Origin of the sequence: Mesorhizobium sp. ES1-4 (genome assembly GCF_020164745.1) — a bacterium.
Taxonomy (GTDB): Bacteria; Pseudomonadota; Alphaproteobacteria; order Rhizobiales; family Rhizobiaceae; genus Mesorhizobium.
This window is the reverse complement of record NZ_JAIUGV010000022.1, coordinates 52,083-65,495: the sequence shown is the minus strand read 5'-3', so window position 1 is coordinate 65,495 and position 13,413 is coordinate 52,083. Positions and strand designations below refer to the sequence as shown.

Below are 13,413 nucleotides of genomic sequence, written 5' to 3'. Positions count from 1 at the left end.
GGGGTGGAGCAGCCCGGTAGCTCGTCAGGCTCATAACCTGAAGGTCACAGGTTCAAATCCTGTCCCCGCAACCAATTTCATCATAAATCAATAACCGTCCCGGTCTGACCGGGGCGTTTTTTTGTCTTGGCCAGATCGTTAAAATCCCAGATCCGGTAAACGCCTGTAATGCTCACGGCTTGGAGGCTCTAATTATTTTAGAAGCTGCGTACGCTGGATATGTTAGTGCAAGGTGACTTTCGATCGCGTCGTGGGCAATCGCAACGGCAGCTTTGCGCCCTCATTTCGGTCGTTGAGGTCAGCTTTGCGTCTGCCTGAAAGCAGACATCCCCGACGACCTCGGACTCGTTTTGGTCTACGTTCTCACGCGGCTGGCTGCATGGCCGCCCTGAGCAGCATGCCAAATAGATCGCGTGGCTCGTCGGGGTCGGCGAGCAGGTCGAGCTCTTCGTAAAGGCCGGTCGCCTGCAACTGGTCACGCACATAACGCAGCGCCGAAAAATCCTCGATGGCGAAGCCGACGGAATCGAACAGTGTGATCTGCTTGGCGTCTCGGCGACCTTGCGCCTTGGCGGCGATCACTGCCCAGAGCTCGGTCACCGGATGGTCGGAATCCAGCTGCTGAATTTCGCCCTCGATACGTGTCTGCGGCGGGAATTCGACGAAGATATCCGAGCGCAGCAGGATGTCCTTGTGCAGTTCGGTCTTACCTGGGCAATCGCCGCCGACAGCGTTGATGTGGACGCCGGAACCAACCATATTGTCGGTGAGAATGGTGGCGCTCTGTTTGTCTGCGGTAACTGTCGTGATGATGCCGGCGCCTTCAACCGTTTCCTGGCCTGTCGAGCATATGGTAATGTCGAACCCCATGCCTGCGAGGTTCTTCGCGCATTTCAGCGAAGCGGACCGGTCGATATCGTAGAGCCTCAGACGGTCGATGCCGGTCAGCGCCTTGAAGGCGATCGCCTGGAATTCCGATTGGGCGCCATTACCGATGATGGCCATGGTGCGCGCGCCGCTTGGCGCCAGATACTTGGCCGCGACAGCGGATGTCGCGGCGGTGCGCAGCGCGGTCAAGATGGTCATTTCGGTGAGCAACATCGGGTAGCCGCTGCCAACGTCGGCGAGCACCCCGAACGCCGTCACCGTCTGCAAACCCTGTCGCATGTTCTTCGGATGGCCGTTGACGTATTTGAAGCCATACAGACGCCCATCGCTTGTCGGCATCAGCTCGATGACGCCGTCATGGCTGTGTGAGGCGATCCGTGGCGTCTTGTCGAACAGTTCCCAGCGGCGAAAGTCCTCCTCGATGTAACCGGCGAGCTCCGTCAGGAAACGCTCGACACCGATAGCAATCACCAGTTTCATCATGCGGTCGACGCTGACGAAAGGGACGATGTTCAGCTTTGCTGCAGTCACGGTCAAAAGCTCCCGGAATGGCTACGAGTGGGGCGGTCCATGATCCGGCGACCCATGAGGCTTGCCGTCAGGTCGACCATCAGCGTTGCGGTCCGGCCACGCTCGTCCAGAAAGGGATTCAGTTCGACCAGGTCGAGGCTGGAGACGAGCCCGCTGTCGGACAGCATCTCCATCACTAGATGCGCCTCGCGAAAAGTGGCACCGCCGGGAACCGTCGTGCCGACTGCCGGCGCTATCGACGGGTCGAGAAAGTCGACGTCGAGGCTGACATGCAACAGCCCGTCTTGCGCCGACACGCGTGCCAGAAAGGCGCGCAGCAGCGGCGCGATGCCATGCTCGTCAATGGCGCGCATGTCGTGCACGGTCACTCCTGCTTTATTAAGCGCTCTTCGCTCGGCCGGGTCGACACTGCGCAGGCCCATGGTGCAGATGCGCTTGGGATCGACCGCCGCTGGCAGATCCGGAAAATAGCCGTGGAAACCCGGCTGGCCGCTGGCATAGGCGAGCGGAACGCCATGCAGATTGCCACTGGCGGTGGTATCGAGCGTGTGGAAGTCCGGATGCGCGTCAAGCCACAGCACGAACAGCGGGCGCCCGCTTTCGGCGGCGCGGCGCGCGAGGCCCGATACGGTTCCCGCAGAGATCGAATGGTCGCCGCCGAGAAAGATCGGCATGGCACCCGCGCTTGCCGCGTAGGCAGCCTCCGATATGGCTGAAGTCCAGGCCGATATTTCAGGCAGGGCTTTAAGCGCCAAATTGCCGTGCACGATGCGTCTTGCCGGCATTGCCTGCACGGTGCCCATGTCCTCGACAATGTGCCCGAGACCAGACAAAACCTCAGAAAGTCCGGCGGTCCGCAGCGCGCTCGGCCCCATTTCACAGCCCATCCTGCCAGCACCGTCCTGCACCGGCGCCCCGACGATTTTGCAACGCATTGTTTATCCCGCTACCGAAGTTCGAATAACCGGAGGAAATCATGGGGAGCCGGCGATATGAACAGGCCGAATTGGCAATCTGCAAAGCATTGTTTATCATAGTGGCAGCAGAATTGGTCAGAATGGTATCCCGATGGACAGCCTCGATGAAAGGCTCGTAACCCTGCTGCGACATGACGCTCGACGGAGCGTCTCTGATCTCGCCGTCGATCTCGGCGTCTCGCGTGCCACGGTCAGGGCACGCATGGAACGGCTGGAACGCTCCGGCGACATCATCGGGTACACAGTGGTGCTGCGCGCCGACGCCGTTGATCAACGCATTCGCGGTATCATGCTGGTCGAGATTGAAGGCCATGCGGCCGACCGAGTGGTACGGGCACTGGGCGGTTTTCCGGAAGTCTCGACCATCCATACCACCAATGGCCGCTGGGACCTGGTGGTTGAGCTCGGGACCGCCTCACTGACGGACTTCGATGCGGTGCTGCGCCGCATAAGGCTCATACCAGGCATAACCGGCAGCGAAACGAGCCTGCTCCTGGCCACGCCGCGCACGACTCGAGCACGACTGACTTAAGTTTTGAAAACTGAGCAGAGGCTCGACGGCCCAAGAATTTGCCAGCCTTAATGCTTTACCATGTCAGCCAGTGCAGACGTAGAAATCACCAAGGCAACTAGAAAAGTTGTCGAAAGAGAGTCTGCCATGGAGACAAGTGAAGAAAACTTTGAGATCTCATGAATTCAGCCAGACGGCTACAAGCGCCCACAAACTTGTCAAGCGCAGAGCGCAGCATGCCGCGCTGGCCGGAATATAATGCGAACCGTCTGTCGACGTCCGGATGCTTTTCCAGATAGGCCGTGACCTCAGTTCTGCGAGTCTCGTCAAGCCGACCGTCGATATAGGCGTGAAGATCGTCCTCGAGGCCCGCGATCACTGTGCCGATGACGCAGACCATCCTATGTGGGTCGACCGGCATGAGGCCGACGCGCGCCAACCCCGACGGCCAGCAAGGCGCCAGCCGCGACCGGGCAGCCGACCTTCCCGAAACTGCGTTGGGCTCAATCGAGATTGCCCATGCATATGCCACCCTGTATAAAGCTGCATGGGTGTCGACAGTTGCTTGTAAGGCGGCTTCTCTAAGACAATCAGGATCGTACTCGGTTGGAGGCCTCTCGTTGTCTCCCGTCTCATCCTCGCAAGAAAGCCAGACACGCTTTCCACGGCGGAAAAGCTGGGCTGCGGAGGGCAGCAGCGAACGCAAGCAAATGCCTCGCGGGCAAATGAACAAGATGCACATGATACCGACAAGGAGGGCGATCCGGGCGCTTTGCTTTGCGGCAACGGCCGTCGTGGCAGTTTTGTCAGGGCAGCCTGCTTGTGGCGCGACGTCAGGGCGTTCCGGCGCAGGGCACATGAGCGGCTCTCCGGCCGAAAACGCGCAACAGCCAGATCCCGCTGTTGCCGCTGCTCCTTCCGACCCAGTTGCCCTTGGCGGATACGATGTCCTGATCGCCGACAGAGGCAACGGCCGCCTGCTTCTCGTCAGTCCACAGAAGCAGATCCTATGGCAATATCGTTTCACAGACATTCCGCCCGGTTCCGGTGCGGACGACGCCTTCTTTGCAGACGGCGGCAAAAGCATCATCACCAATCTTGAGCATCAGCAGGTGATCCGAATCATCGACCGGGCGACGAAGAAGGTGACCTGGGAGTACGGCAAGCTCGGCCAACCCGGTTCGAGTGCGGGTCACCTCGACTTTCCCGATGACGCATATAAGTTGGCGAACGGCGATGTCGTCGTCGCCGACATCCGCAACTGCCGCATTCTTGAGATTTCTCCCGATAAGAAAGTCGTTCGCCAGGCGGGTGTCACCGGCCGGTGCTGGGGCAACGCCACGGCCCTCGCTTCGCCCAACGGCGACAAGCCCTTGCCCAACGGCCACATCCTCGTCAGCACGATCAATGACGACGGCCTGATCGAGCTCGACCAGAACTGGAAGCAGATCCTGCATCTGAAACTGCCGATCCGCTACCCGTCCGATCCACAGATGACGAAGTTGGGAAACTTCCTGGTGGCGAGCTACACGCGTCCCGGCACGATCATCGAGATTACGCGCGATGGGAAAGTCGTCTGGCGGTATCAGGCCAAGCTTCACGAGGAACTCAATCACCCGTCGCTCGCCATCGAATTACCGAACGGCAACGTGTTGGCAACGGACGACCTGAACCATCGCGTCGTCGTCATCGATAAGGCGACCAGTACGATCCTCTGGCAATACGGGGTTACACATCGGCGAGGTGAGAAGCCCGGCTATCTTCATATCCCGGACGGCCTCGACATCATCAAAGCGGATCAAGGGGTTGGAAAGGCGGACTGACATGAACCACTTTTCCGCAAGACAAAGCGCAGCCCGCATCTTCATAGCGATTGGCGTTGCCGCGGCCGCGGCGACCGTTGCCAGCGCCGGAGGTGCGGTTCACCGGATAGGCTCGGTCACCTGGCACCCAGATCAATATGCAGGCCAGGTTCTAGACCTCGTGGGCTATCCGCTTGCCCGGCGCGACGGCTACGTCCTCTTCTCCGACGAGGCGCAGGGCGCAGTCTCCGCTCATGACCTGCCGGTCGCCGGAGCCAATGTCGACAAAATGCAACTCCATCGCCGCTATTATATCCAAGGCAAGTTCGTCGGTGGGGGGCTGAAGGCCAGCAATGGCAATCCTTATCATCTGCAGCTGACCGCTCTTCCGAAGCTCGCACCGCGTTGAACGCAATCCGGATCGACGGTCCGCTCAAGAACGGGCGAGCTTGCCGAGATCCTTCCATATCGGCTCCATTTCCGGCCAAACCAAATCCGGACGGCGCGAATGGACATCGCGCTCACGCAAAACGTCACCGCAGCTCTTTGATCTCCTCGTCACGTTCGCATGGAGGCATGGTTGTTGAGGGGAGGCGACGAACTGCTCACTTTACCACCTGCGGCACAAGCTGGCGGTCGTTGAAAGCCTTTGCGCGGTCGCCAATGGGCAGCTTCCTCAATTTCGCACTCGAAACTGGACAGGCAGAAGACGGCCCCAGACCGGTCAGTTCCCCGGAAGGCTCATGCCAAAACCGTCTAGATTCAAGCGGGGCGGCTATCGGTTAATTGTGCAACTATCCCAACGCAGAAATTACTAGTTCGAATCCCCTCCGGTGCGCCCATTCCTCCGGCGCGTTGGACGCTTTGCTACATATCCTTACCTTAGAAGCCCAGTCGCGCAGCTATCTTGGGAATCCAAGGCAGACCTCCCCGTCATGCCGGTTCTTAAATAGGTCGCCAAAGCGCGACCTGTGAAGATCGTCCGACAACCCGAGAGCAACCCGGGGATTCACATTGCCCGGTTCCGGTCTAGATTCTCGGCATGGAACACGCTTTCGATGACATCGCCAGCGCCTTGAAAGCCCCTCAAACGAGCTAGGGAAGCCGCTACAGCGAATTTGCCCTGAAGATGGCAGCGAACTTTGTCGTCGGCTTCGCAATCGGCTTGGGAATTGCCATTGGACACGTTGTAGCGGGGTCGATCGCGTACCGATCCTCGCTACTCAGGCACGCGCAGCCTATCGATTTGTGCCGTCAGTCCACACAGCGTTAAAGACCAGCAGGCACCCCGCGAAAGACGCGGCTCCGACTAGCAGTTCGTCTGCGGTCAGCCCGAGAAAATGGACGAAATCAAAAGCCAACACCACTGCCATCGCTCTTTACCGATCATAGGGTCCGGGAACACATCGCATAGGTAGAACCGTTAGATGGCGCTAATGTTCCGATCTGGACTCTACGCGTCATTAGCGGGGACGAACGGCGCATCCGTCCCAGTCACTTCCCGCACGGACTTCAAAAGCGCCTCGTGCAGCGCCTGCATTGCGCGACAGTGATCGCAATGCGGCGATATAAATGGCTTCACGATGCCTTGTGCGGCGCCTCGGCCGCCGCTAGGAAGCGCTCGATTTCCGCCAATGATGTCCATCGCCGCTTAAGAATTTAGGCTCGCGGGTGTGGCCTTTGAGCTACATACAACCTTTTCGGTGGAGTCGATAATACGTGCTTCGGCTACGGGGATTGATATGAAAGCTTTTTTGCTCGCCTCCTTCATTTCGCTTTCGATCAGCGCACCGGCCTTATCGGCCGATCTGATGACGGCTCCCGTCGATACCACCGAATGGACATGGCAAGGGCCATACGCGGGCGTGTTTGGTGCGGGGACGCTGGAGCACTACAAGATCAGAGAACCGAATATCGGCGCCAGCGCTACGCACAGCGTCGGTTCGGCAACCGTTGGGGGATTCGCTGGCTATAACTTGCAGTCCGGCAAGGTTGTCTACGGCATTGAAGGCGAGCTTGGCTACCGCTTCAAGAAGAACACGTTTGACGACATTCCCGGCCCCGGCATTCTTGACGCTTCAACGGGCTTGTTCGGTTCGCTGAAGGGACGTGTCGGCATGGACATGGGAGCCTATATGCCGTTTGTCACCGCTGGCGTCACAGCTGCAAAGCTGAAAACGTTTTACCCAGGTGGGGACGCCGAGCGCGATGCGACTGTGGTGGGCGGTCTCGTAGGGGCCGGCGTCGATGTGGCGCTGACCCATAACGCATTCCTTCGCGGCGAGTATGACTTCTCCTTCTTCGGCAAGAAGTCACTCGAATATTGTGGCGGCGGATGTACCCTCGACCATACTCTTCAGACGCATGATTTTCGTGTCGGCATCGCTATGAAATTCTAGATGTTCGCGCCTAGAGCGTTGGCACGTAGTCCAAGTCGATGAAATGGCCCGCTGCCCAAGGGAAAAGCAGCGGGCCGGTGCGCCTAGGGAGCGGGGGAGGATGCTTTGGCGCCTTATCGTCGAACTACGGTTAACCCAACTTGTTCCATTCGGTCAGAACGGCCACGCCAACACCAGCACGATGGCGCATGAGGCCCGTTGATCGAACACACTGGAACAGGTCAGTCTGACTTCTTCACTCTGGCAGACCGGGATCAAAGTGCAGAATCGCGTCAAGGATGGTTCGATAGAGGCTGTCCACCTCCTCGTCGATCTCGCCTCTCTTGATGCCGAGCGCCTTGGCGTCGAAGATAAGCTTGTGCGTCAGTTCGTCGACCGAGATAACATCTGCGGTGGTGGCGTCCGGGACGTTGTTTGCCAGCCATCTGTCAAGAAAGTTGATGCCCCGTGTGCTCATAGCCCCAAAAACCGCCGGAGGGATATTAGGTTCCCCTTATCTTGCAAGCCGCAGGGACGCCGAAACCAAAGCCGGAGCGCCCTTTCGCCCTTCCGAACGATTGGCCGCTTCGATGATCCGCACGGCTTCTTCAGGGGTAATGCCGCACTTGCGGGCATAATAGGCGGCTTCCGTTTGGACCTCGTCGTCTATCGGTGGTGCAACGATAGCCTGCTTTAATTTCTGCTTTGCCTTTTTGCCCATAAGACGAATCATAGCATAATCGGATACTAATGTGTTACCGTGTCGAAGGAGAGGCTGTGGATGCTCACCGGCTCTAGGCAGTTCCTCTCTAATGGCTCGCCCTTCGGAAGAGGCGGGCCATTTTGCTCTCAGCGGCAGTCGTAGACGTCCATCAGGCAAGTCTTGACGAATTTTAGCACTGCCGCATATCCGGGGCGATGCTCTGGTTTTCATCTCCGGTCCCGGTCAAGACGAAACAGATCGGAGTGACCCGCATGGTCAGCAATGTTGATGCGGCAGCCGAAGAGCTGCTGACGTGGGGAAACCACGGCCCCAAGTGGCGCGCTGCGGTGGATGCGTGCATTGCCGCTGCGGAAGGCACCGGCACGATCGAGAATGCGCGCAAAGCGTTCCTTGCCGCCGCCAAGGCCAATGGAATGCTGTCCGGCGGCAGCGCATAAGAAAGCCCGCCAGGAAAGGTCACTCGATGGCCCGCTGCCGCGTGGGCTTTGGGGGAAGCGGCAGCGGGCCATGGCGGGATAGAGGCCCGCCGAGCAGCAGAGACATTAGCTGCCGGTCGCATTCGTAAACGGCTCGGGCTCGATCTGCGACTTACGGATAGGTAAACTACCTGTGTACAGCTACAGCCCTGAAATTGTCTCCTTCACTGCAGCTAACAGCATTCCAATCGCGCCATCGCTCGATAGCCTCACATGTGAAGCGACCATGCTCAAACCGCCCAGGCGCCGGGCCTTTCGGTGCGCCGCCGCGCGCCCCATGCATTCGGCACGCCCGTTTACCTCGGACGGCAAGGGCTTGGCACTGCACTCCGCTGCGTTTGCTTTTCGCGTGACATCTCGAGGCGGCATGAGCGCTTTGCATGCGGTTATCGATCATTTTCTTTTGCCACCCCACCCGTACCCCACCCCCTGGGCGACGTTGCTTACAATGGCTTGGCCGCCGTCCTTGACCGTGACGTTCTTCACGATGACGCGCTGCTCGCCTTTGCTACGATACCGCTTCAGAGCCTCAACCTGGGCCGCGAATGTCCGGGCCAGTCTGTTCATGCTTCGCTCATAAGCCTCTAACTGGCTGTTGTTGGAGGGATTGGCCGGCAAGTTTGCAACGAGATTGGCGAACCTCATCATCGACATGTGGATGGCGGCCATCTGGGTAGCGATCAGCGCCTCCGCGGGGTCTTGCGGATCAATGCCACGCGCAATTCGAACTCTTCCAGCGCGAGCGCCAATTGATTGGTATCTAGGCGCTCGGAACGCCGACCGAACTGCGCCCGCTCGGCATCGCCCATGTCATCCGAACCGGCTGGTTCCGACAGGCCTATATCAAGTCGGAAAGCTGCTACCGGACGCGGCTTTTGCTGACCCACCGGCGCAATCTGAAGGCCAAGTTCCTCGATTTAGAGAATGCCATACGCCATTCGCTCAAGGCATTCGGCATCCGCCTGAGCAACGCCGGGCGAGGGGCTTTCGAGCAGGCGGTGCGCCAGGCTGTGGTGGACGATCCGCTGTCGTCCGAACTGATGGACGCCATGCTGTCGGCGCGCGCCGCGCTTTGGAGGCAGTACTGCCGGCTGCACGATCTCGTCGTAAAAAATGGTGGCACGCAGCGAACTGTGCCGACGCTTCATGGCAATCCCCGGCGTCGGCCCGTCACAGCACTTTCGTTCATGACGGCGATCGATGATCCGTCACGCTTCCGCCGCTCGCGCGACGTCGCGGCCTTCTTCGGGCTGACGTCGCGACGGTGGCAGTCGGGCACCTCGATCGACGTTCAGGGTCGCATATCGAAGCCGGCGATGCTGATGTGCGACGCTCGCTTTACGAGGCGGCGTCCGGCTTGATGACCCGCTCTAAGGGCTCCGACAGGGTCGAGAGTTGGGGCCAGGCGATCCAGACGCTCCTGCCACCGCAAGGCCGGTGTCGCTTTGGCGCGCAAGCTGGCGGTGATCATGCAGGCGATGTGGAGCGACGGCACGTTCTATGTCGGCGATCCGACGGCAAGGCAGGCGGATGCCAGCCGGCGTACCTATGACAGGGCCTGCAAGCTGCTCGGAGCGCATGGATGAGCAGAAGACCGACAGTTGAAACGCATGGCGCCGGCACGCCGACGGGCGACATCTGACACAAGAGATCCGCTCCGGCGGATGAGGACCGACGCAGACCAGGAACGACGGAGCGCACGTTATCTTTGCCTGCGGCCGCGCCGATCGACAGACGGCCGGACCGCGCCGGATTGCCTGTGACGCTGCTCCGTCAGTCCGATGGAAAAGTGCACCACGACAGTTCCAGTGCTGCAAATAAGCAGCGCAACTACCCCGTCGCAGAACGCGGAAGACTGCACGGCGCATCGGACTCAACGCCAGACTACGGAATCGTAGTATAGAGTATAGTATAGTGTATTATCGTAGGCTTGAGGAGGAACGACGATGGAATTCAAGTCTCGCAACAACGACCGATTAAGATGGCAAGATAAAAGGCCACACATTGTGCGGCGCTCGGTTGGCTGTTTTTGCTGGTGTTTTCCCCACTTCTCGCACATTGCGCGCCTTTGCTGCAATGTGCGAGTTTATAGTAAGTCATTGATCTCGTGTGGGAATCTACAAGGTGCGAAAGACTCCGCTGGCTAATGGAGGTTTGCAGCAACGGAAGCATGGACAAACTCCTTCGTAGTGTGTTGTGGCTGAAGGGTGGCACGACACGCGGCCGGTCTCGCACTTAGACGAGGCCCTCGCGCTTCATTGTGATGCGAACGGCCGGGCGGGCCGCAATTCTGGCGCGCAGCGCTTCCAAAGGAGCGGGAACAGGGACTTGGAAGCGGGCTGCCCAAAGCAGCATCACGAAAAGGTAGAAGTCCGCCACGCTGGGTTTCTCGCCGAACAGATAATCCGTCTTGAGACCGTTCGCGAAGAGATCGAGTTGCGCCGTAATCGTGGTGCGCGCCTTGGCCATTTCAGCATCGCTGCCTTGGTGCCACATGGGTTTGAAGCTTCGGTGTATTTCGGTAGATACGTAGGTCAGCGCTTCGAGAACGCGCGTACGACCCATCGGCCCTTCCACGCCGAGTGCCGGGTATTGCGCCGCTATCCAATCGAGGACCGCGACATTTTCTGTCAGCGTTTCCCCGCTATCCAGCACGAGGGCGGGAACATACCCCTTGCGCGTGACAGTGGTGAAATCATCCCCCGACCCCGTTCGTTTGGTTTTGAGATTGACCGTTTCGCGCTCGAAAGCGGCACCCGCCTCCTCCAGTGCGATGTGGTCGGCCAGGCTGCAGGCGAGCGGGCTGTAATAGAGTTTCACGGTTTTTCCTTTGTTTAAGTGCGGACGCAGTTCGTAAATTCACCGGGCGGAGCCGCGTCCTTGATGTTCTAGAAACTTTCACTTGCCGGGAAGGAAGGCTACGACACCGATAGGTAGGCGTGCCCTATGCCGAGGTATGATCAAGCTAAGCAATCGTTCTGCGATTGCCGCATGCAATGCCGGAATCCCGCTCAGGTGGCGAACGGCGACAGCCAAGAATTCAGAACCACCACGCCTGGCGTCCTCGACGCTCCGGTAATCATTCGCTCAGGAATCATAAACGAAAGTATTGGACGCACGTGCCCTTGGCACGATGGCCCACATCCCGCCACGGCCTGCATAGTTCAACTCGAAATGAGCAAGCGCGAAAGGCGAAGGCCGCGGCCGGGTTTCCCCGACTGACGCCGACGCACTGGAGCAGCTTTCCAATCAGAGGAGTCCTCATCATGGCCGAGCTTTCCGAAATCGAGACCGGCACTGCCGCATTGCCCGCCGAGGCAATGGCCAGGGTCGAAGTTGACGTCTCCTCGCTGATGCCGGGAATGTCGCTGGTCGTGCAATGGCGCGGCAAGCCCGTCGTCGTGCGCAACCGCACCGAGAAGGAAATTGAGGACGGCAAAGCTGTAAGCTTGGCCGAGCTCAAGGATCCGATCGCCCGTAACGCCAATCTGCCGGCCGATGCGCCGGCAATCGACGCAAACCGTGCTGTCCCGGGCAAGGAAGCCTGGATCGTGATGGTCCAGGTCTGCACGCATAGCGGCTGCATCCCGGTTGGCCAGCAAGGCGAGTTCAAGGGCTGGCTCTGCCCGTGCCACGGCTCGCAATACGATACTGCCGGCCGCATCCGCAAAGGCCCGGCTCCCGAGAATATGGCGGTACCCGTGGTTCAGTTCATTGCCGACACCAGGATCCGTATCGGCTGAGGGGGCATTCGATGAGCGACAAACATTCGAGCTATTCGCCCAAGACCGGAATCGAGCGCTGGTTCGACGCCCGCCTGCCGCTGCCGCGGCTGGTGCACGATAGCTTCATCGTGTATCCCGTCCCACGCAATTTGAACTACGTCTATACATTCGGCGGCATTCTCACGGTCATGCTGGTTTCGCAGATCCTGACCGGAATCGTGCTGGCAATGCATTACGCTCCCGATACCGGACTGGCTTTCGATTCAGTCGAAAAGATCATGCGCGACGTGAATTCGGGATGGCTGCTGCGCTCTCTCCATGCGAACGGCGCCTCCTTCTTCTTCATCGCCGCCTACGTCCATATCTGCCGCGGGCTCTACTACGGCTCTTACAAGGCGCCGCGTGAGCTGCTGTGGTTGCTCGGATGTACGAACCTTTTGCTGATGATGGCGATCGCCTTCATGGGCTATGTGCTGCCTTGGGGCCAGATGTCATTCTGGGGAGCCACGGTCATTACCAACTTTTTTACGGCCATCCCACTGGCCGGCGGCTGGTTCCAGCGGCTCCTGCTCGGCGGTTTCGCGGTCAGCAATCCGACGCTGAACCGCTTCTTTGCCCTGCATTACCTGTTGCCGTTTGTGCTTGCAGGTGTGGTGACCTTGCATGTCTGGGCGCTTCACGTCGTCGGGCAGAACAATCCAGCTGGCATTGATGTGAAATCGAAAACCGATGTCGTGGACTTCACGCCCTATGCTACAGTCAAGGACGCATTCGGCATCATCGTGTTCCTGTTCTTCTTCGCCTATTTCGTCTTCTACCTGCCGAACTATCTCGGCCATCCTGACAACAACACAATCGCAAATCCGCTGAAGACACCCGCGCACATCGTGCCGGAATGGTACTTCCTGCCCTTCTATGCGATCCTGCGCGCCATCACCTTCAATGTCGGACCGATCGACTCCAAACTCGGTGGCGTGCTCGCCATGTTCGGCTCGATCGCGGTGCTGTTCGCCGTGCCGTGGCTCGACAGGTCCAAGGTTCGCTCGGCCGTTTACAGGCCCCGGTACAGAGTGTTCTTTTGGCTCTTCGTCGCCAATGGCCTGTTTCTCGGCTGGCTTGGTTCGCGGCCGGCCGAAGGCACGTACATCGTCCTGTCTCAGTTGGCGACGCTCTACTACTTCGCCTTCTTCCTGATCGCACTTCCGGTGCTGGGCTTCATCGAAAAGCCACGCCGGCTGCCGAATTCGATTACCGAAGCGGTGCTCGAGAAGAACAGGGGAGCCGGCGCCAAAAGGCGGTCGCCGGGCCGGACGCCGAAAGTTGAGCGACGATGATCGTCTCTCCGTCTGCTTGAACATGCGCCGATAAAAAACGCTTTGGATCAAGCCGAGCCCTTACGTC

Annotated in this window: 14 protein-coding genes and 1 pseudogene; 8 read left to right on the top strand and 7 right to left on the bottom strand. The window is 59.2% G+C overall.

Features of this window, described 5'->3' with window-relative positions; genetic code table 11:
• Positions 1-363: 363 nt before the first annotated feature.
• Together LB556_RS28695 and rocF are read right to left on the bottom strand one after the other, a co-directional pair.
• Positions 364-1,419, bottom strand: coding sequence for an ornithine cyclodeaminase (locus LB556_RS28695; RefSeq protein WP_224570936.1), 1,056 nt, complete (start codon positions 1,417-1,419; stop codon positions 364-366).
• A gap of 2 nt (positions 1,420-1,421) precedes the next feature.
• Complete coding sequence (gene rocF, locus LB556_RS28690) at positions 1,422-2,354, bottom strand: arginase (RefSeq protein ID WP_224570935.1); 933 nt, start codon at positions 2,352-2,354, stop codon at positions 1,422-1,424.
• Between the two features lie 133 nt (positions 2,355-2,487).
• Here rocF and LB556_RS28685 point away from each other — a divergent pair, with 133 nt between their 5' ends.
• The 4 genes from LB556_RS28685 to LB556_RS28665 all read left to right on the top strand — a co-directional run bounded on the left by LB556_RS28685 (position 2,488) and on the right by LB556_RS28665 (position 7,108).
• The gene (locus LB556_RS28685; RefSeq protein WP_224570934.1) at positions 2,488-2,928 is read left to right on the top strand and encodes an Lrp/AsnC family transcriptional regulator; all 441 of its coding nucleotides are present in this window, start codon (positions 2,488-2,490) and stop codon (positions 2,926-2,928) included.
• Between the two features lie 836 nt (positions 2,929-3,764).
• Entirely contained in the window at positions 3,765-4,730 is a 966-nt protein-coding gene (locus tag LB556_RS28680; protein WP_224570933.1) for a PQQ-binding-like beta-propeller repeat protein, read from the top strand.
• A gap of 1 nt (position 4,731) precedes the next feature.
• On the top strand, positions 4,732-5,118 hold the full coding sequence (locus LB556_RS28675) for a hypothetical protein (RefSeq protein ID WP_224570932.1): 387 nt from the start codon (positions 4,732-4,734) through the stop codon (positions 5,116-5,118).
• 1,333 nt (positions 5,119-6,451) lie between these two features.
• Positions 6,452-7,108 carry an outer membrane protein gene (locus tag LB556_RS28665; protein ID WP_224570931.1) on the top strand — a complete coding sequence of 219 codons (657 nt, stop codon included), beginning with the start codon at positions 6,452-6,454 and terminating at the stop codon, positions 7,106-7,108.
• A 235-nt stretch (positions 7,109-7,343) separates the two neighbouring features.
• Here the strand turns inward: LB556_RS28665 and LB556_RS28660 are convergent, their stop codons facing one another.
• On the bottom strand, positions 7,344-7,565 hold the full coding sequence (locus LB556_RS28660; protein ID WP_224570930.1) for a hypothetical protein: 222 nt from the start codon (positions 7,563-7,565) through the stop codon (positions 7,344-7,346).
• A 36-nt stretch (positions 7,566-7,601) separates the two neighbouring features.
• Positions 7,602-7,808, bottom strand: a complete 207-nt coding sequence (locus LB556_RS28655; RefSeq protein WP_224570929.1) for a hypothetical protein — start codon at positions 7,806-7,808, stop codon at positions 7,602-7,604.
• 197 nt (positions 7,809-8,005) lie between these two features.
• On the opposite strand from LB556_RS28655, the gene LB556_RS28650 reads away from it, so the two are divergent.
• Positions 8,006-8,248, top strand: a complete 243-nt coding sequence (locus LB556_RS28650) for a DUF982 domain-containing protein (protein ID WP_224570928.1) — start codon at positions 8,006-8,008, stop codon at positions 8,246-8,248.
• A gap of 432 nt (positions 8,249-8,680) precedes the next feature.
• Here the strand turns inward: LB556_RS28650 and LB556_RS28645 are convergent, their stop codons facing one another.
• Both LB556_RS28645 and LB556_RS28640 read right to left on the bottom strand, forming a co-directional pair.
• Complete coding sequence (locus LB556_RS28645) at positions 8,681-8,956, bottom strand: hypothetical protein (RefSeq protein ID WP_224570927.1); 276 nt, start codon at positions 8,954-8,956, stop codon at positions 8,681-8,683.
• Positions 8,957-8,967: 11 nt separating this feature from the next.
• A complete protein-coding gene (locus tag LB556_RS28640) occupies positions 8,968-9,096 on the bottom strand; it encodes a hypothetical protein (protein WP_224570926.1) in 129 nt (42 codons plus the stop codon).
• Between LB556_RS28640 and LB556_RS28635 the strand changes: the two are divergent.
• A pseudogene (locus LB556_RS28635) lies at positions 9,082-9,873 on the top strand (IS110 family transposase); the annotation flags it as partial. The gene LB556_RS28640 and the pseudogene LB556_RS28635 overlap by 15 nt on opposite strands.
• Before the next feature lie 649 nt (positions 9,874-10,522).
• On the opposite strand, the gene LB556_RS28630 reads toward LB556_RS28635, so the two are convergent.
• Positions 10,523-11,107, bottom strand: a complete 585-nt coding sequence (locus LB556_RS28630) for a glutathione binding-like protein (RefSeq protein ID WP_224570925.1) — start codon at positions 11,105-11,107, stop codon at positions 10,523-10,525.
• A 446-nt stretch (positions 11,108-11,553) separates the two neighbouring features.
• On the opposite strand from LB556_RS28630, the gene petA reads away from it, so the two are divergent.
• Positions 11,554-12,030, top strand: coding sequence for a ubiquinol-cytochrome c reductase iron-sulfur subunit (gene petA, locus LB556_RS28625; protein WP_224570924.1), 477 nt, complete (start codon positions 11,554-11,556; stop codon positions 12,028-12,030).
• A gap of 11 nt (positions 12,031-12,041) precedes the next feature.
• On the top strand, positions 12,042-13,346 hold the full coding sequence (locus LB556_RS28620) for a cytochrome b (protein WP_224570923.1): 1,305 nt from the start codon (positions 12,042-12,044) through the stop codon (positions 13,344-13,346).
• Positions 13,347-13,413 lie beyond the last annotated feature (67 nt).